General features: G+C 48.5%; 19 protein-coding genes. 11 read left to right on the top strand and 8 right to left on the bottom strand.

Annotated elements, in window-relative coordinates:
• Nucleotides 1-110: 110 nt before the first annotated feature.
• The 3 genes from CLV82_RS02040 to CLV82_RS02050 all read right to left on the bottom strand — a co-directional run bounded on the left by CLV82_RS02040 (nucleotide 111) and on the right by CLV82_RS02050 (nucleotide 2,649).
• Nucleotides 111-1,046 carry an endo alpha-1,4 polygalactosaminidase gene (locus tag CLV82_RS02040; protein WP_243744120.1) on the bottom strand — a complete coding sequence of 312 codons (936 nt, stop codon included), beginning with the start codon at nucleotides 1,044-1,046 and terminating at the stop codon, nucleotides 111-113.
• Nucleotides 1,047-1,168: 122 nt separating this feature from the next.
• On the bottom strand, nucleotides 1,169-1,990 hold the full coding sequence (locus tag CLV82_RS02045; RefSeq protein ID WP_133642631.1) for a ZIP family metal transporter: 822 nt from the start codon (nucleotides 1,988-1,990) through the stop codon (nucleotides 1,169-1,171).
• Nucleotides 1,987-2,649 carry a metal-dependent transcriptional regulator gene (locus tag CLV82_RS02050; protein ID WP_133642632.1) on the bottom strand — a complete coding sequence of 221 codons (663 nt, stop codon included), beginning with the start codon at nucleotides 2,647-2,649 and terminating at the stop codon, nucleotides 1,987-1,989. Before CLV82_RS02050 ends, CLV82_RS02045 begins: the two co-directional genes overlap by 4 nt.
• 201 nt (nucleotides 2,650-2,850) lie before the next feature.
• Between CLV82_RS02050 and CLV82_RS02055 the strand changes: the two genes are divergently transcribed.
• Nucleotides 2,851-3,993: a lycopene cyclase family protein gene (locus CLV82_RS02055; RefSeq protein WP_133642633.1), complete on the top strand. Its 1,143-nt coding sequence runs from the start codon at nucleotides 2,851-2,853 to the stop codon at nucleotides 3,991-3,993.
• Here the strand turns inward: CLV82_RS02055 and CLV82_RS02060 are convergent.
• Entirely contained in the window at nucleotides 3,990-4,964 is a 975-nt protein-coding gene (locus CLV82_RS02060; protein ID WP_394346153.1) for a polyprenyl synthetase family protein, read from the bottom strand. The genes CLV82_RS02055 and CLV82_RS02060 overlap by 4 nt on opposite strands.
• A gap of 146 nt (nucleotides 4,965-5,110) precedes the next feature.
• Between CLV82_RS02060 and CLV82_RS02065 the strand changes: the two genes are divergently transcribed.
• From CLV82_RS02065 to CLV82_RS02080, 4 genes are read left to right on the top strand one after another with little or no spacing between them, the layout of a single operon-like run.
• Nucleotides 5,111-5,716, top strand: a complete 606-nt coding sequence (locus CLV82_RS02065; protein ID WP_133642634.1) for a TetR/AcrR family transcriptional regulator — start codon at nucleotides 5,111-5,113, stop codon at nucleotides 5,714-5,716.
• The gene (locus CLV82_RS02070; RefSeq protein ID WP_133642635.1) at nucleotides 5,717-7,051 is read left to right on the top strand and encodes a TolC family protein; all 1,335 of its coding nucleotides are present in this window, start codon (nucleotides 5,717-5,719) and stop codon (nucleotides 7,049-7,051) included.
• Between the two features lie 17 nt (nucleotides 7,052-7,068).
• The gene (locus CLV82_RS02075; RefSeq protein WP_133642636.1) at nucleotides 7,069-8,241 is read left to right on the top strand and encodes an efflux RND transporter periplasmic adaptor subunit; all 1,173 of its coding nucleotides are present in this window, start codon (nucleotides 7,069-7,071) and stop codon (nucleotides 8,239-8,241) included.
• On the top strand, nucleotides 8,242-11,751 hold the full coding sequence (locus CLV82_RS02080) for an efflux RND transporter permease subunit (RefSeq protein WP_133642637.1): 3,510 nt from the start codon (nucleotides 8,242-8,244) through the stop codon (nucleotides 11,749-11,751). It abuts the gene before it with no gap.
• Between the two features lie 70 nt (nucleotides 11,752-11,821).
• On the opposite strand, the gene CLV82_RS02085 is transcribed toward CLV82_RS02080, so the two are convergent.
• Entirely contained in the window at nucleotides 11,822-13,141 is a 1,320-nt protein-coding gene (locus CLV82_RS02085; protein WP_133642638.1) for a RagB/SusD family nutrient uptake outer membrane protein, read from the bottom strand.
• 9 nt (nucleotides 13,142-13,150) lie between these two features.
• Nucleotides 13,151-16,072 (bottom strand): SusC/RagA family TonB-linked outer membrane protein, encoded by a 2,922-nt coding sequence (locus CLV82_RS02090; protein WP_133642639.1) that lies wholly within the window; start codon nucleotides 16,070-16,072, stop codon nucleotides 13,151-13,153.
• Between the two features lie 194 nt (nucleotides 16,073-16,266).
• Between CLV82_RS02090 and aspS the strand changes: the two genes are divergently transcribed.
• From aspS to CLV82_RS02110, 4 genes are all read left to right on the top strand, one after another.
• Nucleotides 16,267-18,015: an aspartate--tRNA ligase gene (gene aspS / locus CLV82_RS02095; protein WP_133642640.1), complete on the top strand. Its 1,749-nt coding sequence runs from the start codon at nucleotides 16,267-16,269 to the stop codon at nucleotides 18,013-18,015.
• A gap of 59 nt (nucleotides 18,016-18,074) precedes the next feature.
• Complete coding sequence (locus CLV82_RS02100) at nucleotides 18,075-19,859, top strand: chloride channel protein (protein ID WP_133642641.1); 1,785 nt, start codon at nucleotides 18,075-18,077, stop codon at nucleotides 19,857-19,859.
• 1 nt (nucleotide 19,860) lies between these two features.
• Nucleotides 19,861-20,124 carry a hypothetical protein gene (locus tag CLV82_RS02105; RefSeq protein WP_133642642.1) on the top strand — a complete coding sequence of 88 codons (264 nt, stop codon included), beginning with the start codon at nucleotides 19,861-19,863 and terminating at the stop codon, nucleotides 20,122-20,124.
• 90 nt (nucleotides 20,125-20,214) lie between these two features.
• Nucleotides 20,215-20,409, top strand: coding sequence for a cold-shock protein (locus tag CLV82_RS02110; protein ID WP_133642643.1), 195 nt, complete (start codon nucleotides 20,215-20,217; stop codon nucleotides 20,407-20,409).
• Between the two features lie 58 nt (nucleotides 20,410-20,467).
• Here CLV82_RS02110 and CLV82_RS02115 read toward each other — a convergent pair whose 3' ends face one another.
• Complete coding sequence (locus CLV82_RS02115; RefSeq protein ID WP_133642644.1) at nucleotides 20,468-20,917, bottom strand: nucleoside deaminase; 450 nt, start codon at nucleotides 20,915-20,917, stop codon at nucleotides 20,468-20,470.
• Nucleotides 20,918-20,993: 76 nt separating this feature from the next.
• Here CLV82_RS02115 and CLV82_RS02120 point away from each other — a divergent pair, with 76 nt between their 5' ends.
• Together CLV82_RS02120 and CLV82_RS02125 are read left to right on the top strand one after the other, a co-directional pair.
• Nucleotides 20,994-22,769, top strand: a complete 1,776-nt coding sequence (locus CLV82_RS02120; protein WP_133642645.1) for a 1-deoxy-D-xylulose-5-phosphate synthase — start codon at nucleotides 20,994-20,996, stop codon at nucleotides 22,767-22,769.
• A 4-nt stretch (nucleotides 22,770-22,773) separates the two neighbouring features.
• The gene (locus CLV82_RS02125) at nucleotides 22,774-23,865 is read left to right on the top strand and encodes a DUF3078 domain-containing protein (RefSeq protein ID WP_133642646.1); all 1,092 of its coding nucleotides are present in this window, start codon (nucleotides 22,774-22,776) and stop codon (nucleotides 23,863-23,865) included.
• On the opposite strand, the gene CLV82_RS02130 is transcribed toward CLV82_RS02125, so the two are convergent.
• The gene (locus CLV82_RS02130; protein ID WP_133642647.1) at nucleotides 23,866-25,209 is read right to left on the bottom strand and encodes a deoxyguanosinetriphosphate triphosphohydrolase; all 1,344 of its coding nucleotides are present in this window, start codon (nucleotides 25,207-25,209) and stop codon (nucleotides 23,866-23,868) included.
• Between the last annotated feature and the right edge of the window lie 148 nt (nucleotides 25,210-25,357).

The following is a 25,357-nucleotide window of genomic DNA, read 5'->3' on the forward strand; positions in this document are numbered from 1 at the left end:
AATTCCTTGAAACCACCCTGAGAGTAAAGGAATTAGCCTAACGGCCAAGATAATCTGTAAACTGCACTTAAAGACTGAAAAAATAACATAAAATAATTTGGAATATTTACTCAATTATTCTCAAAATATTCGAATCCATCTATGATGTCCAGGTAAACTCCATCAAATCCTGATTCCAAAATCCTGTCCAGATAGGCTGCCGGACTTCCAAAAAGAATTTCCTGCCACTCGGGATTCCAATACTGTACTTTGTAATTTCCAGGCCAATCAGGATTTTCGGCTCTTAACCACTCCGGTGGGTTAGTCTTCCATTCCGGCGACCAATAATAACGATAGTCCTCGGCCTCTCCTATGGACATATAGCAGAGTACGATCCGTTTACTCCCGTTCTTTTTCTGCTTTAAAAACTCCAGATCATTTAAATCCAAAGCGTCAGTGTCGTTAAAGAATAAGTCCAGGATCAGTATATCGTAATTAGTATTCCCAAGGCTATCCAGCAATTGACTTTTAGATGAAAATTCCTGGTAATTGATCAGGTACAAGAAATTAGACGCCTCACGCAAATGATTAACGGAGTCTGCATTCTCTCCATAAATCGGGCGCGGAAAGTCAGGAATAGAAGACAATTCCCGCTTGTCTGCTGCATAGGAGGTAAAGTTGAGCTGGGCATTCCTTTCGTAAGAGTCTAATACTTTTGAGGGAGTAGAAACATAATCAGTGACAAGGATTGTATTCCCGTAGTCAGCCGAGATCTCTAACAACTCCATGGTGTACTCGGTTTCTTTTCGTGGAGACGCCTTATTATCACTCCGGTAACCGTAGAACAGGCTTTCCTGTCCATTGGCATCAATACTGGAGAGATAACCTGTTTCCACCGTACCATCCGGATTCCCTGAGGTAGTAACGAGTTCAATACCGTTCTGCGGCACCACTGAGAAATCAGGGTTTACATTCTTAGCATACATACTGATATTCTGAACCAGATCACGCATATCCTGACGGAAATCCCGGGGTGGATCGATAACCTGATCATCACTGTGCTCCAACCTATCCGAGTTAGAACAGGATAAAATGAATATGGTAATCCCAAAAAAGTAACGCAGATACAGCACCTTTAGTTTTTGCTTTAAATATAGCTAATAATTAAATGCGCCTTATCGTCAGAAGATTACCCAAGCCCAACATCCAGGGTCATCATTATAATAAAGCCCCCGATGAACCCCATGGTAGCAAGGTCTGTATACTTATCCTGCTGGGTTTCCGGGATCACCTCCTCCACTACGACAAAGATCATTGCCCCTGCCGCAAAAGACAGCGCATAGGGTAGGATGGGTTCAAAGGTTAGTACGGCCCAGGCTCCAAGCACTGCCGCGATCGGCTCGACCAGGGCCGAGGCCTGCCCGTAGGCAAAACACTTGAACCTGCTTAAACCATGCCGCCTTAAGGGCATGGCCACCGCGAATCCCTCCGGGAAATTCTGCAACCCGATACCAAGGGCCAGGGCTACTGCACCACCTATACTGGCACCTTCAAAACCAGCAGCCACTCCCCCGAACAGTACCCCTACTGCTAAGCCTTCCGGGATATTGTGAAGGGTTATTGCCAGGGTAAGCAGGGTTGTCCGCCTCCACGGGGTCTTTATCCCTTCCTTCTCACTTTCCTTAAAGTTGATATGAAGGTGAGGCAATACCTTGTCAAGGGCGAAAATAAAAGCCGCTCCCATTAAGAACCCAACGGCAGCCGGAATTACTTTTACGAACCCCTCGCCTTCGCTCATCTCGATACCCGGCGCCAGCAGGCTCCAGAAACTCGCAGCAACCATGACACCCCCTGTAAAGCCAAGCATGGCATCCAGTACGGCCCTGTTCATCGTTTTAAAGAAGAAGACCAGCCCTGCCCCTGCAGCGGTCAGGATCCAGGTAAAGAGTGTCGCCAGGAAAGCGGCGAGAATAGGATCGATGGATTGGAAATAATCTATAATAACGTTCATGAGTCTTCTGAAGGTTTTAGGTAGAGGTTAGAGGCAATCTGATGTGAAACCAGCAGCTGCTCTTCCCCTATCCGGATGTGCATAGAATTATCAAATTCTTCCTTGTCCAGCACTTCGATCTGCTGTCCGAGGGCAATGCTGTTCTTATCCAGGAATTTTAGAAAGGTCGCGGAGGAATCCTTTACTCCCACACATACCCCTTTGCTGCCTACCGGCAGTTTACTGAGCAGTTCTTTATCCCTTTCCTTGAATTCCCCGTTCTTCCCGGGAATGGGATCACCGTGGGGATCAAATTTTGGGTGCCCCAGTAATGCATCCAGGCGGTCGATCAGTTTTTCACTGTTTATATGTTCTAACTGCTCCGCGATCTCGTGAACTTCATCCCAGGTAAAATCAAGTTTCTCAACCAGGAAAACCTCCCAGAGACGATGTTTGCGTATGATCGCCAGGGCGCTGTAGCGACCACTCTCTGTCAGGGACACGCCTTGGTACTTCTTATAATTGACTAATCCTTTATCCGCCAACCGCTTCAGCATGTCGGTTACCGAGGATGGCTTGGTATCCATCTGCTCGGCAATCGCATTGGTCGATATGGTGCCCGTCCCCTGTCTTGAAAGGTGAAATATGGCCTTCAGGTAATTTTCCTCGGAATGCGTCACTTGGTTTTAGAATTTATACAAAAATACATTTTTCATTCATAAAACAAATTTTTAGAATCGCCTAAAAATGATTTGTGTTCCGGGGGTTCGATGGACTTCTGCCGGGTATGGTAACAATACAGGGGTGATTCGGTCAATCATAATTTGTTTTACCATTCTATACAGCTCTTCTTTGTACCTTTGAGATTGTGCGTTTTGCCTATGGATACTTATGACATGATCATTCTCGGGGCCGGTGCTGCCGGGCTGCTGCTGGCCGACGCGCTGGGTAAAGACTCCTATTTCCGGGATAAGCAGATCTTACTGCTGGATAAACGTGAAAAAGATGCCAATGACCGGACCTGGTGTTTCTGGGAAAAAGGAAAAGGTGAGTTCGACTCTATAATTCACAATCACTGGGACCAAATTTATTTTGGCAGCCAGCATGGAGGGCAGCAACTAGACCTAAGCCCCTATACCTATAAAATGATCCGGGGAATCGATTTTTACCGGGAATACCTGGAGAGGTTAAAGATCTACCCCAATATTACATTTGCCACCGGGACAGTACAATCGGTGCTGGAGGAAAAAGATGCTGTGCGGGTTCATACAGAGAAGCAGAGTTACCGAGGTCTGAAAGTGTTTAACAGCATCCTGGATGTTAAAGCTATGTCTTCACAACAGCAATACCCGGTTTTAAAACAACACTTCCTGGGCTGGATAGTACATACGGAAAATCCTGTCTTTGACCCGGGGACGGCGACCTTTATGGATTTCTCCATTCCCCAGGAGGGAAATACCCGTTTCATGTATGTCTTGCCTTTCTCTGACCGGGAAGCCCTCGTAGAATACACCTTGTTTTCAAAAGAACTGCTCCCAAAGGAGGAGTACGAGGATGCCCTCCGGCTTTACCTGGAAACCCGTTTAGAAGCGGGGCAATATACCATCCGGGAGACAGAGTCAGGGCAGATTCCCATGACCTCTTATAAGTTCTGGTCCAGGAATACGGACCGTCAGCTTTTTATCGGGGTGGCGGGTGGATGGGCTAAAGCCAGTACCGGCTATACTTTTATGCGGACCCACAAGAAGGTTCAAGAGTTGGTTTCCTTCCTCAAATCAGGATCTCCGCTATCTGCTTTTGCAAAAAGAAATCGTTTCTGGTATTACGATCTGTTACTGCTCGATGTCCTGGACAAGCATAATGGCAGTGGGCATCGCTTGTTTGAAAATATGTTCCGCAAATGCAAGCCGGAACTTATCCTGAAGTTCCTCGACGAGGATAGCAGTATTGCTGAGGATCTGCAAGTGATAGCAGCCTGTCCCAAACGCCCTTTCCTGCAAGCCCTGTTAGGGAGGATGTTCTAGACTGTCCTGAACATCAGTTCCTCTCCTACAGCCTTTAAGGCCTGCAGGGATTCTCCTTTTATCCCGGAAGATTCCAATTGCGCGAATGCTTTTTCGGTATAGGATTTTATCTCCCTTTTGATGTCGTCTGCAGCCCCGCTTTCCAGGTAAATATCTTTCACTGCCTTTACCTTGGCGTCAGATTTACCCGGTTTAATAGAGAACAAGTGTTGTAATTCTGTCCGTTGCTCCTGGTCAGACAGCGCAAGTGATTTCAGGTAGAGATAGGTTTTCTTGTTGGCAATAATATCACCGCCTACCTGCTTTCCAAATGATTTAGGATCCCCGAAGGCATCAAGGTAATCATCCTGTAACTGGAAAGCGATCCCCAGGTTTAGACCATAATTATAGCAAGACTCCTGAACCTGCGTTGATGCCCCTGCCAGGATAGCTCCCATCTTCATGGCTGCACCAACCAACACTGCGGTCTTATTGGCGATCATTGTAAGGTACAAACTGATTGGAACTTCATCCTGCTGTTCGAATTCCATATCATACTGCTGTCCTTCACAGACCTCCCGGGCAGTTTTGCTGAAAAGTGTTACAAGCGATTTAAATTTCCCGGCTTCATATTTCTCAAATAGCTGGTAAGAAAGGATCAGCATGGCGTCACCGGAAAGTATACCAGTGGCCAGGTCCCATTTTTCATGAACAGTAACCTGTCCGCGTCTTACCGGGGCATTGTCCATGATGTCGTCATGGACCAGGGAAAAGTTGTGGAATAATTCCAGCGCCACTGCCGCCTCCATGGAATCCTCCACATTCCCTCCCAGGGCTTCCGCTGCCATCAGGGTCAGCGCAGGCCTGAGGCGTTTGCCTCCCAGTCCCAGGATGTAGTGCATTGGTTCGTACAAGCCTTCCGGTTCCCCGGTCTGTATCCCGCGCTCCAGGAAATTATCTATAGTGCTCTTGTATTGTAACAGACTTTTCAATGTGCAATTTTTCTCAAAAATACATTAAATGGACGCAACCAAAAAGATGAAAACCAAATCCTGTATCAGCCTCTTTGTTAACATATTGTAAAACCTGGGAAACTTTTATTGTTTTTGTAGTTTCCTATCCTATATTTGCCGCTCCTATGAAAGAAAAAATACTAGATAAAGCAACGGAGTTATTCCTGAGCAGGGGGTTCAAGAGCGTAACTATGGACGACCTGGCTCAAGAACTGGGCATCTCGAAAAAAACGATCTATACCCATTTCAGCAACAAGACCCAGATCGTTAAAGAAAGTGTAATGCAGCTTTTTGACCAGATCGCTGCAGGAATAGAGCATATATGCAGCCTGGGCAAGAACCCGATCGAAGAACTTTACGAGATCAAGAAATTTGCCATGACCCACCTGAAGGATGAACAGTCCTCTCCCCAATATCAACTTCAGAAATACTACCCGGCCATTTTTGAAACAGTTCGCAAAAAACAATTTGAACTGATGCAGGATTGCGTCGTAAAGAACCTGAAGATCGGCATTGAACAGGGTATCTACCGCGAAAACATCAACATCGAGTTCGTAGCCCGCATCTATTTTTCGGGAGTTAACAGCATTAAAGATCCTAACCTGTTCCCGGCTGATCTATTCACTGCCCGGGAAATTATGGACATCTACCTGGAATACCATCTCCGGGGAATAATCACTCCTAAAGGCCGGAACATCTTAAATGAAATTATCAATTCTAATCAACTATAAATGCAGCGATTTCTCCTATTATTACTCAGCCTTCTTTTCGGACTGTTATTACAGGCACAGGAGACCACAACTTCCTTTACCCTGGAAGAGGCGGTCGCTTTTGCTCTTGAGCACAATTACAGCAGCCTGAATGCGACCCTGGAAATTGAAGATGCACAGAAACAGAAATGGGAAACCATTGCTACGGGTCTCCCACAGATCAGCGGCAGTGTCAGTTACCAAAACCAGTTAAAGCAACCTGTTTCCCTGATCCCGGCCGAATTTTTCGGAGGGGAACCCGGCACGTTTCAACCTATCGTATTCGGGCAGCCACAACAGGCTTCTGCCACGGCGACCCTGAAGCAACAGATATTTGACGGGTCCTATATTGTCGGTGTTCAGGCGACCAAGGCTTTTCTCAGTTACAGCCAGAACAACAGGGAAAAGACCGAGCAGGATGTGCGTAAAGCCGTTGTTGATGCTTATGGGAATGTTCTCCTGGCCCGTCAAAGCACAGACATTCTCGCCAGGAATGCCGCCACCCTGGAAAAGAACCTTTTTGAAACCCGGAAGATCTTTGAGAACGGCCTGGGAGATGAAGAGAGTGTGGAGCAATTACAGATCACGCTGTCCACGATACAGAGCCAGCTGAAAAATGCTGAACGCCTGCAGGAAATCACTTTACAGATGCTGAACGTGGTCATGGGATTACCCCTGGAACACCCTACCGGGCTGACCGAGGACCTGGACGACCTGGTTGCAGCCGGTATTTCTCCGGAACTGTTGGAGAGTGAATTTAACCTGGAGAACAACGTTGACTATAAGTTAGTGAACAACCTCAACCACCAACGTTACTACGAGTGGAAGCTCGCCCGAAGTCGAGCCCTGCCTACCCTGAACGCATTTGTCAATTATGGCTCAGCCGCATTCAGTGACGATTTTACTTTTTTAGACAGCGACCAGCAGTGGTTCGACTCCTCTGTTTTTGGAGTAGATCTCAGTATTCCGATTTTCAGCTCCTTCAAAAGGAGTGCGAGCACCCAGAGAGCCAAGATCGCATTGGAACAGGCCAAGAACCAGCTGAAGGAAACCTCGGCCCAACTGAGGCTGCAGCTGGATAAAGCAAAGAGCGATTATATCCTGGCCATCGAGAATTACCAGACGAACAAAAGTAACCTGGCCCTGGCGGAACGAATAGAACACAAGAACCAGGTGAAATACCAGGAAGGGATTGCCAGCAGTTTTGAACTGCGGCAGGCCCAGCTTCAACTTTACACCACCCAGCAGGAATACCTGCAATCCATGGTAGAAGTGATCAACAAAAAAATAGAACTAGAAACAATACTGAACCTTTGATACATAAATTACCCAACATGAAAAACGTATTATATATCTCACTTGCTTTTCTGCTGCTCGCTGCATGTGGAGACAAGCAGGACCAATCGGTAGAAGAAATTATCTCCGGTGCCGACCTGGAGACCCTCCGTGCTCGTCGCAGTTCGATCTCTGAGCAGCAGAGAATGCTGGAAACCGATATTGAAAAACTGGATTCTGCCATTGCCCTGCTCTCGGACGAAGAGAATTATCCCCTGGTATCCACTATAGTGGCCACAGTTTCTCCCTTTAACCATTTCCTGGAATTGCAGGGAGATGTAAAGACCAGGCAGAATGTACTGGTATACCCCGAAATGGCCGGTACGCTGGACCAGATATTGGTCAAGGAAGGACAACGGGTCCAGAAAGGGCAATTGCTGGCTCGTATCGATGACGGCGGAATGTCCAGCCAGCTGGCGCAACTCCGGACACAGGCCGAGTTATCTAAAACAACTTTTGAAAGACAGAAACGGCTATGGGATCAGAAGATCGGTTCCGAGATCCAGTATCTACAGGCCAAGGCAAATTATGAAGCACAAAAAGATGCGGTAGCACAGGCAGAAAGCCAGTTGGGTAAAGCTACCATTCGCGCCCCTTTCACGGGCATCGTGGATGATGTGATCAAGGATGAGGGTACCGTGGTTTCTCCCGGACCCGGCTCCGAAGTCTTCCGTATCGTTAACCTTTCCGATATGTACATCGAGGTAGAAGTTCCCGAACGCTATGTAGGGAGCATAAGCGAGGGTAAAGAAGTAAAAGTATACTTTCCTGTACTTGGAGACAGCATTTCCACCCAGGTAAGAACCACCGGTAATTTCATAAATCCCAATAACCGTTCGTTCACGGTAGAGATCCCGGTTCCTAACAAGAATGGAAAGATAAAACCCAACCTGACCGCGAGGGTAATGATCAATGATTACACTAACGAGGAAGCAATCCTTATTCCCCAGAGTATTATCTCGGAAAATGCCCAGGGAGAGCAATATGCCTACCTCGCCGCCGATCCTGAAAACGGTATCGCTATCGCCAGGAGATCCATCATTACCACAGGTCTTACCCAGGGGAGTGAAGTTGAAGTGCTCAGCGGATTAAAAGACGGGGACAGGGTTATTAAAGAAGGTGCGCGCAGTGTCAAGGATGGGCAGAAAGTAGAATTATTAAACCAGGAATAGATGAGCAAACAACAAAAGAATGCTAATAAGGAATTCTGGCTGTCTTCCTGGTCCATAGATAACCCTTCGGTAATTTATGTCATGATCGGCTTGTTCCTGTTTATCGGGATCAGTTCTTACAATGCACTACCTCGGGAAGATTTCCCGGAGATCGTGGAGACCAAGGTATATATCAGCACCCCCTACCCGGGAAATACTGCGGAGGACATTGAAAGGCTGATCACCGACCCTCTCGAAGAAAGGCTGAAAAATGTCAGTAACCTGGTAGAGATCACCTCCACTTCACAGGAAGATTATTCTATCATCACCGTAGAGTTTGACGAGGATATTTCCGTGGAAGCGGCTAAACTGAAGGTCAAGGATGAAGTAGATGCGGAAAAGGCCAGCGAAGACTGGCCGACATTCAACGGGGCCAAGGTAGAACCCAACGTGTTCGACCTGAACATCTCAGAGGAATATCCCATCATGAACATCAATTTTACCGGTGATTACCCGGTAGAGAAGCTCAAGGAATTCGCCGAGTACATGGAAGACGAGATCGAGGATATGCCAGAGATCAAGAAAGTAGATATCCGGGGTGCCCAGGACAAAGAGGTAGAAGTAGCCGTTGATATCTACAAGATGATGGCCGCCAAGGTGAGTTTTAACGATGTCATACAGGCGATTGCCAACGGGAATATGACCATGTCTGCCGGCAACCTTAAAACCGCGAGCCAGAGACGTACCATCAGGGTACTGGGGGAGATTGAAAACCCTGAAGAGCTGGAGAATTTCGTAGTAAAGTCAGAGAATGGCAATGCGGTTTACCTGAAAGATATTGCTTCGGTTTCCTTTGACGAAGAAGACAAGACCACCTATGCCAGGGAATTCGGGGAGAACGTGGTGATGCTCGACATAAAAAAACGAGCAGGTAAGAATGCCATTGCCGCCGCCGACCAGATCAAGGAACTGGTGAAAGATCTGCAGGAAAATTATTACCCTGCAGACCTGCATATTTCAATAGCAAACGACTCCTCTACCCGGACCCTGAACCAGGTTGATGACCTGGTGAATAATATCATTTTCGGGATATTGCTAGTGGTCACCGTACTTATGTTCTTCCTTGGATTCCGGAATGCACTCTTTGTCGGGTTTGCGATCCCTATGTCCATGTTCATGTCTTTCATGATTCTCTCTGCACTGGGGTATACCCTTAACACTATGATCCTCTTTGGTATGATCATGGGACTGGGGATGCTTGTAGACAACGGGATCGTGGTGGTAGAGAACGTATACCGGCTTATGGAAGACGAAGGGATGTCCAGGATAGAAGCCGCCAAAAAAGGGATTGGAGAGATCGCCTTCCCCATCATCATATCTACCCTAACCACTGTAGCAGCATTTGTTCCCCTGGGCCTCTGGCCAGGAATCTTCGGACAGTTTATGATCTATTTCCCAATTACTTTATCAGTGGTTCTTGGATCCTCCCTGTTCGTTGCCATTTTTATGAACTCCATGCTGGTATCCCAGTTCATGGATACCGGGGAGAAAGAGCTTACCCGAAAACAACTGATCCGCGTGAGTATCATCCTGGGTGGGTTAGGAATTTTTATCATGATACTGGGAGGCCCGGTTCGTGGCTTTGGTACGGTAATGATCCTGACTGCCATAATGTTCTGGGTTTACAAATACTTTATTAAACGATGGGCCAGCAACTTCCAGAACAATACAATGAGCCGGTTCGAGGATTGGTATGAGAAACGCCTGAAGCATGCACTTCGCGGCAAGAATGTCTACTGGTATTTCGGGGTGACTTTTTCCTTACTGATCGCGGTATTCATGTTATTCGGCATGTCTGTTGGCAGTGGGCGTACAAAGATCGAATTCTTCCCGGATAATATTCCAAACGAGATCTATGTCTATATAGAATATCCACAGGGCACATCTATTGAGAAGACCAACGAGATCACCAAGGATATTGAAAGACGGGTGTACGCGATCGCGAACCGGGATAAGTATACCGATGGCGAGGAAAACTATTTGGTTGCTTCAGCAGTTTCGCAGGTAGGTGAAGGAGCAGGTAACCCGTTCACCGATGGCGGATCTTCTGCAGAGATGCCCCACAGGGGAAAGGTGACCTTGTCCATGCGCGAATTTAAATACAGGAACGGCCTGGATACAGAAAACCTCCGGGCAGAGATCCAGCAGGAACTGCAGGGGATATACCCGGGAGTTGCATTATCCGTTGAAAAGGATGCAGCCGGACCGCCGGCGGGTTACCCCATCAACATTGAGCTCCAAGGAAAGGATTACAACCAGCTCATCAGCACTGCGGAAGATATCCGGAATTTTATCAATGCAGAGAACATTGCCGGGATAGAAGAGCTGAAGATCGATGTAAACAAGGGGAAGCCTGCTATGGAAGTAGTGGTAGACCGTGAAAAAGCAGGAGAACTCGGGGTGGCTGTCGGCCAGGTAGGCTCCCAGCTAAGGCGCTCAATTTTCGGAGAGAAAGCCGGCGTTTATAAGGAAGCAGGGGAAGATTACGACATCAACGTCCGCTTCAATGAAGACCTTCGCTACAACAAGAATGCCCTCTTTAACCAGAATATCATCTTCCGGGACCCGGCCAATGGGCAGATCAAAGAGATCCCCATCTCTGCAGTAGCCTCCCAGCGCAATACTTCTGCGTTCAGCGCGATCAAACACCGGGATAATGAAAGGGTGGTTACGATCTACTCCGGTTTAAAACCCGGATTTACCGACGCAGCAGCGATCGTGGAAGAGATCAAAAAAGAGATGGAAAGTTTTAATGCGGTTCCGGATGGAGTTTCCATTGACTATACCGGCCAGATAGAGGAACAGAACAAGCAGATGAACTTCCTGGTTGGTGCCTTCTTTGGGGGTCTGGGACTCATACTGCTGATCCTGATCTTCCAGTTTGGTGGCATCTCCAAACCCCTGATCATTATGATCGCCATTTTCCTGAGTTTTATCGGGGTATTTGGCGGACTGATGCTGACGGGCTGGTCTTTCGTGATCATGATGACTATGATGGGAATTATTTCCCTGGCAGGGATCGTGGTGAACAACGGGGTAGTACTGCTTGATTATACCCAGATCCTGATCGATCGCAAGAAACTGGCACTGGGAATGGAAGATTCAGACCTTCTGAGCCGTGACCAAGTGAGGCAAGTTATCGTCCAGAGCGGGAAAGCGCGTCTTCGACCTGTAGTGCTGACGGCTATAACCACCGTTTTGGGGCTGATCCCACTGGCCATAGGACTGAACATCGACTTCTTCTCCCTATTCACCAATTTTGACCCGAATATCTATGTGGGGGGTGATAACGTCATCTTCTGGGGACCCCTGGCATGGACGGTGATTTTCGGCCTACTGGTCGCTACGTTCCTGACCCTGATCATCGTCCCTGTACTGTTCAATATCAGCTACCGCATGAAGATCGGTATGAGGAAGAAGGTGAATAATATTAAAAGCAGTAAATCGGAAAGCCTGCAGGATGCTGCATAATTCCAGCATCTTATAATAATAAAAGCCCCGTGAAATTCACGGGGCTTTCTGGTAATTGGTCAGTTAGTTATTATTCGTTTTCCGATAGCGGGATCGGGAAAACATTGAACACCAGGTCACCTGTCCTGTCAACAGGTAAGGTGTTAGATAGGTTGTACCTCCTCAGGTCAAACATCCTGTGGTTCTCCGCCCATAGGGAGTACCGTCTTTGCTGCAGCATTTCAGCAGTCAGACCATCAGCAGTCAACGGACCTGCATATACTCCCAGGCCGGCAGACGCCCGGATTATATTCAATGCAGTCTCTGCATCTCCAAGGTTCCCGGCACCAATGCTGGCTTCCGCGTATAAAAGGATCAGCTCCTCGTTCCGGATAATATCTATAGGAGAAGTGTTCGACTCGTATAAAGCGGTCTGGTAATCTCCTCCAAGTCCGTCCTGGGTAGTAGGATTCGCACGCAGCGAAGTCTTCTCATCCACACGGGTATCCCCGGGCTCAGCATCGGCAATCCAGGAAGGATGTACGATGATCTGGTCCCCGTTGTTATCCTGTATCTTGAACAGTCCGTTCGTAGCATCCCCACTGGCAAGGCTGAACACGTGCTTAGGCCCTACGTTCAGGTCCCCGTTCAGATCCAGGTAAGAATTAGACAAAGCTGTTAATGCCGCACTGTCATCATCGTCATATACTGCAGCTAAGGCAGCTACAGCCCTGTTGAATTCCGCGAAAGTGGCAGGGGTATTAAACCCGTCAAATCCGGCTAACGGAAAATTGAACTCTGCCCCGGCACTGTTAAGGTCGCCCTGGGCTTCGTCTAACAAGGCCCGGATCTGGTCCATAGCAGGGCCAAAATCAAGTATAGGCCCCAGGTTATCAGGATCGGAAACATCTACCCTTGCTCTGCCGTAGGACTTAAGTATCTGGATCAGCTCATAAGCCTGTACGGTTTTAGCAAAACCCCTGTACCCGGCTTTCTGGGCTTCAGTGACTGACTCCGTGTTTTCCAACGCTTCCAGGAGGATGTTCGCATTCTTATAACAGGTGTAACGACCATCCCATGGTGCCGTGGTATAGAAGGAGTTGTTATCGAGGCCACTACCGTTTTTACCCAGCAGGTCTCCCGTGTTACGGGGATCCGCATCAAACAGGTAGAGCTCCCGGGCCATAGTTCCTGATCCGGTGGTCTGGATCGCCAATGCATTCCGCATACTGGCCTCTATTCCTACTACGAGGTTATTCAATTGGTTTTCTGACGCATTGGTCAGGATCCCTGAAAGACTGGGTCTGTTCGGGTCTACCTGGTCATCAAATGAGCAGGAGACGGTCAGGGTCGCCACCACCCCCATAACTAACAGGGTGGTCTTGGTTATATATAAATTTAGTTTCTTCATCGCGATTTTTTAAAAGTTAACATTCAGGTTCAGGTAGAACTGCTTGGTACTTGGGAAAGGAGTTACCTCGATTCCTGAAGAAAGTCCTGCCCCACCGTTGGTAGATACCTCCGGGTCGTAGCTGCTGTAATCCGTGATCGTAAAGATGTTCCTTCCGGAAATTCCTATTTTCACTCCCTCTACAGTATCCCCGAAGAAATCGAGAGCACTCTGCGGAAGACGATAACTGATCGCAGCCTCCCTTAACCTCAGGTAACCTGCAGGCTCAATAAACCTGGAAGCGACAAATCCTAATCCTGATCTTTCAATCCCGGCTGGGGTATCCAGATCCGGAGTGGTTCCACCAAGATCGGTCAACAGCTTGGAGAGGTTAATGTTCTCTCCTCCTTTTTTCCAGTGTAACAGGAAGGATACATCCCACTGCTTATAAATAGTCATCTGGTTTGCAAAACCCATCTGGAAATCCGGCTCGGCATCTCCCAACTGTGTTGGAACACCGTCCACGTTACCAACTAACTGGGTAACTGGTCTCCCTTCCTGAATGTAATAGGTTCCAAGTCCTAAACCAAAACCTGCACCCGGTTGCGGGAATGCCGGCACCTCCAGCCTGGTCACTTCTGACCGGTTAAACCAGAAATTAATGTTAGAGTTCCAGGTAAAGTTCTCATTGGTAAAAGGATAAGTATTGATTCCCAGCTCTATCCCGTAGTTCGTAAGATCTGCGAGGTTGGTGGTTTCTGTGTTGAATCCGGTTGAGGTTGGCAGCGCACGGCTTAACAGCAGGTCGCGTACATTACGGTTGTAATAAGACAGTTCCACACTGACGCGATCACCGAATCCGGCGTCAAGACCTACTTCAAACTCTGCAGAAGTTTCCGGTTGCACGTCTGGGTCCCCTTTAAGGGCACCTATAGAAGATCCTCCGTTTCCGCCAATGGAAACCTGGTTCAGACCGGTAAAGGCAGATCCGAAGGTCGCAGGAGTTCCTGTTTCACCGTAAGCTGTTCTGAATTTTAATCGATCTACGAACCCTGGATTCCAGAATTCGAAATTGTGCAGGTTAACGGCGAGGGAAGCTTTTGGAAAACCAAAAAATTCATTCGGATCCCCGTTAAGGGTCGATTTATCAAGGCGGTATCCTAAAGTTCCGATTAACTGGTCACGGTAATTTCCTTCAACCTGCGCAAAATAACCGAACTCCTTAACCAGAGAAGTTGTCTGGTTGATCTGCTGGGCAGCTCCCTGGGACAGGTTAGTCTGGTTTGGGATCAACTGGGTCGCCTGGTTAAAGATCAGGTCGGCCTGTTGTTCCACGTAAGATATACCGGCCTGAGAAGTCAGGGACAGGTCTCCATCCATGGCTTCCCTGTTCCAAACAGCGATACCCTGGTAGTTAAAGTTGGTGAAGTTATTCCTTCCTTCGCCGATAAACCCGTTCTGGTTTCCTCGCTGGGCCTGGTGGATCTCCGGCACGTAAACATAGGTTTCGTTTGCCAGGTAATCTAATCCCCCGTTAAATATGAACCTCACGTTATCCCTGTCTGTCTGTAAGAAGTTCGTCGTAAAACGAAGCCCCTGGATAAAACGGTTGTTCTTATCCTCGTTCAGGGCAAGATCTCTTACCAGGATTGGGTTACCTGAATAGTTCGGGTTGTCAGGGTAATTTCCTAACTCATCCGGGAAAAGGTTGATCCACGGACGGGTGAATGCCAGGGTATAACCGTAGCTAAGTCCCCCTTCGTTCTCATTTCCAGTAAAACTACGACTGGATCCACTTCTCACATAGTTGGATGAAATTGAGAAGTTAAAGGTCTTTGAGATATCGTGGTCAATGTTTGCACGTACGTTAAATCGGTCAAATCCGGTATTCTTGATGATACCTTCTTCATCCCGGTAAGAAGCTCCTACGTAGAAACGTGTTTTCTCACTACCTCCTTTAGCACTGATCTGCGTGTCCGTGATCAGACCGGTTTCCCCGTAGATCTCATCTTCGTAATCGATCAGTCCCCCATTGGCGATTGCCTGGTTGTAAAGAGCCACTTCGGCTGCACCGAAGGTAGATTCCACGTTGGCTGCCGTCCATGGACGCATCCCGATCTTATTGATTATGGTGTTAAATCCTGTATCCTGGCTGAAGCTGATATCGGTCTTTCCCAGTTTACCACGCTTGGTGGTAATGATCACAACCCCCGCATTTGATCCGGAACCATAAATGGCCGCGGCAGATGCTCCTTTAAGGATCTCGATATTCTCAATATCGTTAGGATCAAGATCGGCAATACGGTTGGCCGAGTTCTCTTCGTTCCCCCTGTTGGCCCCTGAAGCAAATCTCAGACCTGACGGGATCTCCCTGTTATTGACAAATACACCATCAATAATATACAAGGGCTGGTTATTTCCGTTAATTGAGGAAATACCTCTTAAACGAAGTGCCATTCCTCCCCCGGGAGCTCCTGAAGTAGAAGTGATGTTAACCCCGGTTACTTTCCCGTATAGGGCACCGTCCAGGGTAGACTGTCCTGTGGTTCCTACCAGTTCTTCAGAGGAGACTGTGGCTACTGCATTGGCAAGGTTCCTTCTTTTAATAGAAGTACCCAGACCGGTAACAACAACTTCATCCAGTCCTGTAGCTGATTCTCCCAGTTCCACGTTAAGCATGGTCGCCCCACTTACCTGGAACTCGGCTGTTTCATACCCTAAGGATGAAAACACAAGAGTTGCCGGGAAGTTCTGTACTACCAGGTCGTATTTTCCATCAAAATCAGTGGTGGTACCCGTGGTGGTCCCCTTAATAATCACATTGGCCCCGGGTAAGGGCTGTCCGTTTACGGCATCGGTCACCGTTCCGCTGACCGTCCCCTGCGCAAGGGCAAGGACCGGCAGAAAAAACAGCAGCCCAAGGCACCATTGCAAAAGTTGATTTTTGTTCATAATCATTGATTTGTTATAGTTATTCGCCTACCAATGTAGCGAAGTTTTCGTCAATCCAAAAATTTCCTTTGTTAATTACAACGTTTGCGCACAGGGGGATTCAGGCCGAAAAAGTAGTTGAAAATTAGTCCGTAGTCCTAGGGGTTACCAGCAGTTCTTCTTACATTTGCGCCGGTAAAAACAAGGAAGCCATTATGTTCAGAAACCATACATGCGGAGCGCTGAGAGCGTCTGATATCGGAAAAGAAGTGACCCTTTCAGGGTGGGTACAGAAGCTGAGAGACAAAGGATTCGTAGTCTGGGTAGACCTCCGTGACCGCTATGGGATCGTTCAATTGGTATTTGACGAGGAACGCACACCGGCCGAATTACTGGAAAAAGCGAGGCACCTGGGGCGCGAATTTGTCCTGAAGGTCCACGGTAAGGTGATAGAAAGGACTTCCAAGAACCCCAACCTTCCTACCGGGGATATAGAAGTGCTGGTATCAGAAATGGAGATCCTGAACAAAGCACTGGTACCTCCTTTCACTATTGAGGACCAGACAGACGGCGGGGAAGACCTTCGGATGAAGTACCGCTACCTGGATATCCGTAGAAACCCGGTCAAGAACAACCTGATCTTCAGGCATAAGGTCACCATGGAGGTACGCAACTACCTCTCTGAACATGGGTTTATCGAAGTTGAAACTCCATACCTCATAAAATCCACACCGGAGGGAGCCAGGGATTTCGTAGTTCCCAGCCGTATGAACGAGGGACAGTTCTACGCCCTTCCGCAATCTCCGCAGACCTTTAAACAGTTGCTGATGGTAGGCGGAATGGACCGTTACTTCCAGATCGTAAAATGTTTCAGGGATGAGGATCTAAGGGCTGACAGGCAACCTGAGTTCACCCAGATCGACTGTGAAATGGCTTTTGTAACCCAGGAGGATATTCTGCAGGCCTTTGAAGGACTGACCCGTCACCTGCTTAAAACCATTAAAAATGTAGAAGTTCCATCCTTCCCACGCATAACCTACGATGATGCAATGCGAAAGTATGGGAATGATAAGCCCGATATCCGTTTCGGAATGGAATTCGGGGAACTGAATGAGGTAGCCCAGCACAAAGATTTTAACGTATTCAACTCGGCCGAACTCGTGGTCGGAATCGCAGTCCCGGGAGCCGCCTCTTACACCCGTAAAGAGATCGATGCACTTATCGACTGGGTGAAGAGACCCCAGGTAGGGGCAAAGGGAATGGTGTACGTAAAATGTAACGAAGACGGAAGTTATAAATCATCCGTGGATAAATTCTACGACCAGGAAGACCTGGCCAAATGGGCAGAAGTCACCGGGGCAAAACCGGGAGACCTTATTTGTGTGCTGTCCGGGGATGCACATACCACTCGCACCCAGCTGAGCGCTTTAAGAATGGAACTTGCCGGCAGGCTTGGACTTCGGAAAGCCGATGAGTTTGCGCCTCTTTGGGTGGTCGATTTTCCGCTGCTGGAATGGGACGAGGAAAGCGGAAAATATCACGCTATGCACCACCCGTTCACCTCGCCTAAACCGGGCCAGCTCGAATTACTGGACAGTGATCCCGGGGCGGTTAAAGCGAATGCCTATGACCTGGTACTTAACGGGAACGAAATTGGTGGGGGATCTATCCGTATCCACGATAAAGCGACACAAGAGATCATGTTCCGTCACCTTGGTTTCAGCCCTGAAGAGGCAAAGGCCCAGTTTGGTTTCCTGATGGATGCCTTTCAATACGGGGCACCACCTCACGGCGGGATCGCATTTGGATTAGACCGCCTGGTTGCCATCCTGGGCGGGCAGGAAACCATCAGGGATTTCATTGCCTTTCCAAAGAATAACAGTGGAAGGGATGTCATGATCGACGCCCCTGCGAAGCTCGATGATGCCCAGCTGGCGGAGCTCCACCTGAAATTGGATACCTAATTCCGGAAAACCTTTATCGGATGCGGCAATTTTAATACCTTTAATCGTATAGCCCAAGAATGCCGAACCCGACCAATAAAAGGCTCACACAATTTCTGAAATGGAGGTATAAGAAAATCTCTGACAAGACCTTCACCCACGTGATGAGCGTAGTGGTGGGCTTCCTGGCCGGGCTGGCCGCGGTTACCCTCAAGAATATCACCTATTTTATAGAGTCGCTGCTGGAACGCGGAATCGTTTTTTCCAGCAACCAGCTCTATTTTGTTCTGCCGGTGATAGGGCTTACCCTGGTATACCTCTATGTGAAGTATATCCACCGGGAAAAGCTGGAGCACGCCATATCCTCCATTCTCTTTGCGCTGTCCCGTAAAAAAGGAATCATGGACCTGAAGAAGGTTTATACCCCCCTTATCACGGCCCCCCTTACCGTAGGGTTTGGTGGATCCGTGGGATTGCTGGGACCGGCAGTTGCCTCGGGGGCTGCCATCAGTTCTAACCTGGGGCGGTTGTTACATATTAATACCAAAACGAGGTCCCTGCTTATTGCCTGTGCTTCGGCAGGGGCGATCGCCTCTATTTTCCAGGCCCCTGTAGCGGCCATCATATTTGCGGTCGAGGTCTTTAGCCTGGATCTCACCATGGTCTCCCTGCTGCCAATGCTGCTGGCGTCGATCTCGGGGGTGCTTACCTCCTATTTCTTCCTGGGGGATGAGAACCTTTTCAGCTATATCATCACCGAAAAATTCGCCATCCAGGATACCTTCTTTTATATCCTGCTGGGAGTGGGAACCGCGATCTCCTCTATCTATTTCACCAAGATGTATTTCGGGATACTAAAATTATTCAAACCCCTGAAAAGTCCGAAATACCGGCTGCTGGCCGGGGGACTGGCCATAGGGATCATGTTGTATTTTATCCCCCCGCTTTACGGGGAAGGATTTGGATTCATCAACGACCTGCTGATGGGAGATCATATCTCTGCCCTGGGCGACAACCCTTTTGAAGCTTTCATGGACAACATCTGGGTGGTAATCGCCCTGCTCTTTGGTATTACCATTTTCAAAGCCGTAGCGATGACCACAACTTTTGCTGCCGGAGGAGCCGGGGGAATCTTCATTCCTACAATGGTCATGGGGAGTGCACTTGGCAATGCCGTAGCGAAAGTGATCAATAATATCGGGCTGGGTTTCGAGGTCAGTGAAAGCAATTTCACCCTGATCGGGATGGCCGGACTAATCGCCGGTGTATTGCATGCTCCACTTACCTCTATCTTCCTTATCGCAGAGATCACCGGGGGGTACGAACTATTTGTCCCGCTGATGATCACAGCTGCCATTTCCTACCTGATTACCAAGAACGCCATAGATTACTCTATCTATACCAGGGAACTTGCTGAACAGGGCGCACTTCTCACCCACAACAAGGACCAGACCGTGCTTACGCTGATGCAGCTGGACGATGTGATCGAGCGGGATTTTAAAAGTGTCCACCAGGAAATGACCCTGGGACAGATGCTGCACGATACGGTGGCTAAGTCTACCCGTAATTTATATCCAGTGGTAAGTGATAAAGGAGTAATGACCGGGATAGTGTTCCTGGACGATATACGGGAATTCATGTTTGACACCAGTATGTACGATAAGATCACCGTCTCTACACTGATGCACCAGGCGCCGGCTTATATCTATTATGAGAAGGATTCCATGCAGCAGGTCATGCAGAAATTCCAGGACAGTGGTGCGTGGAACCTGCCGGTGATCCGGGAAGGCAAATACCTCGGTTTTGTGTCCAAATCCAAATTGCTCACTGCTTACCGGAGAAAGTTGATTAATTTTACACGCTGATATGAAAACCTATTCCCGATATATCATTGCCGCTATCCTCCTCTTTAGCCTGGGACTGATCATCTATGGTTTCACCATTATAGAGGAAGACCCCCTCAATGCCAATAAATGCATTGGTTTCGGAACCGTAGGCATCTTCCTCGTGGCGATGCCGCTCTTCCTGATTACCGAAAGCAGGGGGAAGAAGATGAAAGACTACATGCTGACCGAAGAAAATATCCGGAAAATGCAGGGAAAAAAGAACAAACAGTCTGAGGATCAGTAATTTCCTCGAATTTATTCCCGCCCCTGCGCTTTTAAAGCCAAAAAATCATACATTCGTATAGTACATTTTTTAATTAATTATTTTTTTACCATGACTGGAACAGTAAAATTTTTCAATGAATCTAAGGGATATGGGTTCATTACAAACGACGACACCGGAAAGGACATCTTTGTTCATGCAACCGCCCTCAACGGGGTAGAACTGAACGAAGGAGACAAAGTAGAATACCAGGAAGAAGAAGGAAGAAAAGGAATCGTAGCCGCACAAGTGCAGGTAATAGGATAAGCTTATTTTATTTTGAGAAGATCAGGACCCCGGCTGCTGCCGGGGTTTTTTATTGGGATCAGTTCAGGTTTCGTTTTTCGATAAAGAACTGCTTCATCAGGGTCGCAGCTTCGTGTTCCAGGACCCCGCCTATTATTTCCGTCTTCGGATGCATTTGTGCCCCCATGGCAGCAAAGCCCCGCTGCGGATCATGCGCCCCGTAAACGATCCTGGGGATCTGGCTCCAGTAGAGGGCCCCGGCACACATCTGGCAAGGTTCCAGGGTAACATACAAGGTGCAGCGATGAAGGTATTTTCCGCCCAGGAAATTTGCAGCGGCGGTAATGGCCTGCATCTCCGCATGCGCAGTGACATCGTGCAATCGTTCCGTGAGGTTATGCGCCCTGGCAATAATTCTACCCTGTACCACGATCACTGCTCCCACCGGGATCTCGCCGAGACCGTAGGCCACCTCTGCCTCCTGCAGGGCCTTTTTCATAAAATAAGAGTCGTCCAGGATTCCTTCCATGTTGGCAAAAATACATAAATAGGCCTACTTTCTCCTGTCCTGAAAAAATGATTTTAATGTACCTTTACGTCTTAACATGGAACTACTTCCTCACATACATTCTCCGGAAGATCTCAGGCGTCTGAGCCCTGAATCCCTCCCTGCCCTGGCAGCAGAAATGAGGGATTTCATCATCGACGTCGTGGCTGCAAAGGAAGGACACCTGGGAGCAAGCCTCGGGGTTGTGGAACTAACCATCGCCCTTCATTATGTCTACAATACCCCTGACGATCGTCTCATCTGGGATGTCGGCCACCAGGCCTATGGTCATAAGATACTTACCGGGAGGCAGGAATCATTTATCACCAATCGTCAGTATGGTGGTTTGAGCGGCTTTCCCAAAAGAAGCGAGAGCCCGTACGACGCTTTCGGGACAGGGCATAGCTCCACTTCCATTTCGGCTATTCTGGGGATGGCGATCGCATCGCGCCTCAGCGGGAAAAAGGATCGCAAACATATCGCCGTTATAGGGGATGCATCCATCGCCAGCGGGATGGCTTTCGAGGGACTTAACCATGCGGGGGAATCGCCGGCTGATGTGTTGATCATCCTGAACGATAACGCCATAGGGATAGACCCAAGTGTGGGTGCCCTCAAAAAATACCTGACCAATGTAAAACAGGGCACCGCCAAGGATGAGAATATTTTTGAGTGCCTGAATTTTGAATATACGGGCCCCGTTGACGGGCATAACCTTCCCTTGCTTATCAATACCCTTAAAGATCTTAAGCAGGTCCAAGGTCCAAAATTACTTCACCTGATCACCACCAAGGGTAAGGGCCTGAAAAAAGCCGAGGAAGAACAGGTGACCTACCACGCCCCCGGGAAATTCGACAAGCATACCGGTGACCTGATCCAGGGCAGTAAAACAACAGGGCCACCGAAATTCCAGGAGGTCTTTGGGCTTACCCTGCTGGAATTGGCGAAGGAAAACCAACGTATCGTTGGAATCACCCCTGCCATGCCTACGGGCAGCTCCATGAAATACATGATAGAAGCTATCCCGGACCGGGCATGGGACGTCGGGATCGCGGAACAACACGCGGTCACCTTGGCAGCCGGAATGGCTGCAGACGGACTCATCCCTTTCTGCAACGTGTACTCTACCTTCCTGCAACGGGCCTATGACCAGGTGATCCACGATGTCGCCCTGCAAGACCTGCCGGTGATCTTCTGCCTGGACCGCGCCGGACTGGTGGGCCAGGACGGGGCCACGCATCACGGTCTTTACGATATAGCTTACCTCCGCTGTATTCCCAACCTTTATATCTTTGCCCCCATGAACGAAGCGGAGTTGCGCAATATCATGTATACCGCACAGCTTGGCCTGGGACATCCCATTGCCATCCGGTATCCCCGTGGAAGAGGTGTGATGACGGACTGGCAGCAACCTTTTGAAGAAATCACGATCGGGAAGGGACAAAGGCTGAAGCAAGGGAAGCACATTGCAATTCTTAGTATAGGCACCGTCGGGAATACAGTAGGCGAAATGCTTTCCGGGTACAGCGAGGATTCCTCGCCCGGTCATTATAACATGCGGTTTGTCAAACCCCTGGATGAGAATTTGCTGCACCGCATTTTCAGCGAATATCCCTATATCATAACCGTAGAAGATGGCTGCAAGGCAGGCGGTTTTGGAAGCGCAGTGCTGGAATTCGCTAATGAAAACGGTTATAAAAACCCGGTAAAGATCTTTGGAGTGGAAGATCGATTTATTGAACAAGGTACTGTAGCAGAATTGCAGGCCGAGGCAGGCCTGGATCCTGCCACTATTAAAAATTATGTTGAGCAACTACTAGAAATAACCCGCTAGTTTAATGAGAACCATTCTTAGCCTCCTATTCGGTTTGTTATGTATCACTGTGACCGCACAGGATACCATCCCGACAGAATCAGAACCAGATACAACCATCCGCGGAACAATCGTAATCCGTTCGTTCCAGGACAAAGTACGTATTGTCCCCAGGGGGGTACAGTTAAGTAACCCTGTGATCAGTTATAAAAAGACCAAGCCCCTGATGAAGACCAAGAAGAGGTTCAGGATACCGTCTTTCTGGGAAAAGAAGAACGAGATGAGCCTGGGACTCAGTGAAGTGGCTTTTGTAAACTGGAATGCAGGGGGTGACAATGCCATCACGGCGTTGGGCAGGATGAGATTTGTTCGGAATTATAAATTCCGGTATGTCTCCTGGAAAAACGAGCTGGAAATGCGCTTTGGGTGGAATGCACAGGAAGGAAGGAAATGGCGTAAGACAGAGGATGCGATCCGTTTCAGCTCAACTTTCGGCTATCGGAGAGATACGCTAACCAACTGGTATATCACCGTTCGTACCAATTTCAACACCCAGTTTGCAGATGGTTTCAAATATCCCGACCGCAGCACACCCATATCCCGTTTTATGGCCCCGGGTTACCTCTTCCTGGGAGGTGGGGCGTCTTACATTTCGGAAAGCGATAATTTTAACCTCTACATTTCTCCCCTGACCCATAAAAGCACTTTTGTTCTGGATCGGGAATTAGCCAATAAAGGAGCTTTCGGGGTACAGAAAGCCGTGTTGGATTCGGAAGGAAACGTGGTGGAGCCAGGTCAGAGAGCGCTGACAGAATTTGGATTCCTGGTGACCAATTCCTGGAAGACGCCGGTGTTCAAAAATGTGAACCTGGATCACAGGATCAGTTTTTACACCGATTACCTGCAGGACTTCGGAAATATAGACGTGGACTGGGAAATGCGATGGGAGCTGATCGTGAATGAATATATCAAGACCTCTATTGGCACCCATATCATTTATGACGATGATATCCTGTTCGACGTGGTACAGGACAGCGACGGGAACATCATAGATCCCGGTCAGCCCAAACTGCAATTCAAGCAAGTGCTTACGGTGGGGGCAGTCTATATCTTCTGATCAGAGTTGTTTCCCGCTGATCTTATTGTGGATATCCACAGCCCCGCTGTCGGATAGGCTAGCCACGTATGTGCTGGCATTCAGCAATAACTGGTAATAGGAGCCAGAGGTAGACCTGATCGCAGACGGCAGTGTTCTCAACACCAGTTTATCATAATTACTGGCCCTGTCTTCCTTGGTCCGCACCAATGCCCCGGTATAGACTTCCAGGAGATCTGACAGGATCTTGAAACCCGCGATCTCTTTTTCGACCACTTCCTTAGACTGGTAGATCCTTTCAACACTCAGGTCTATGATATCGGTTATCTGTGCCTTGTATTTGCTTTTATCCAAGAGGGAAACACTGAAATCTCCGCTAAGGATCTCTTCCTCGTTTTCCATAAAGATACGTGCAGCATCCTGGATAAGGGTGTTGATGGCCAGGGCACGAAGGTAGCTGATCCTGTCCTCCATAAAAGGCATGCTCTGGTATTTCTTGGTATTGATGGTGTCTTTTACCAGTTTGATCAGGTATTCCAGGGCGTAATCTTCAGGGATAAGCCCCAGGTTGATTCCGTCTTCAAAATCGATAATGGTATAACATATATCGTCAGCAGCTTCTACCAGGAAGGTCAGCGGATGCCGGGAATAAGAAATATTGTCCCCTTTCCCTGTGGATCTTAATCCAAGTTCCTCTGCAACCTCCTGAAAGAAAGAGGCGTCTGACTGGAAGAAACCGAATTTTTTGTCTGCGATGTGCTTGGATGGTTTTTTAGGGAGCGATTCCTTGGGATATTTCATGAAGGCCCCCAGCGTGGCGTAGCTTAAACGCAAGCCACCCGTAACGCCTTCCCGCGATGCCGTAAGCAGACGGAAACCATTGGCATTCCCCTCAAAACTGAGCAGGTCCTGGTATTCCTTATCTGTCAGGTGTTCCCGGAATTCTTTTCCCTTCCCGTTCCGGAAGAATTCGCCTATGGCTTTTTCCCCGCTGTGCCCAAAGGGTGGGTTACCTATGTCATGGGCCAGTGCGGCTGCGGCGACGATAGCCCCCAGGTCATTGAAACGGTATCCATGGGTATCCCGTAATTGTGGGTGTTTTTTAAGCAGGGCCTGCCCCACCATCCGGCCAAGGCTCCTCCCTACTACAGAAACTTCAAGGCTGTGGGTAAGCCGGGTATGTACAAAATCCGTTTTAGAAAGCGGGATCACCTGTGTCTTGTCCTGCAAGCTCCTGAAAGCCGAAGAAAAGATCACCCGGTCATAATCCACTTCGAAGCCCAGCCGGGCCTCATCCTGTTCTGTACGTAAGCGTTTTCCGGTATCTCCCTGCCTCCTGAGGGAGAGAAGCTGTTCCCAATCCATAGGTGTTAATTAAGGCCGCAATATACATTAAATAGACGGCAGGATAAGGGCCAGGTAATACTCTCGTAACGTTAAGTTAACTGCATAACCTTTAGGTAACATAATCGTTAAGCCGATTTAAAATTCTGCTAACCCCGCAGTTACAATG

This window comes from Zeaxanthinibacter enoshimensis (genome assembly GCF_004362865.1).
Lineage (GTDB): Bacteria > Bacteroidota > Bacteroidia > Flavobacteriales > Flavobacteriaceae > Zeaxanthinibacter > Zeaxanthinibacter enoshimensis.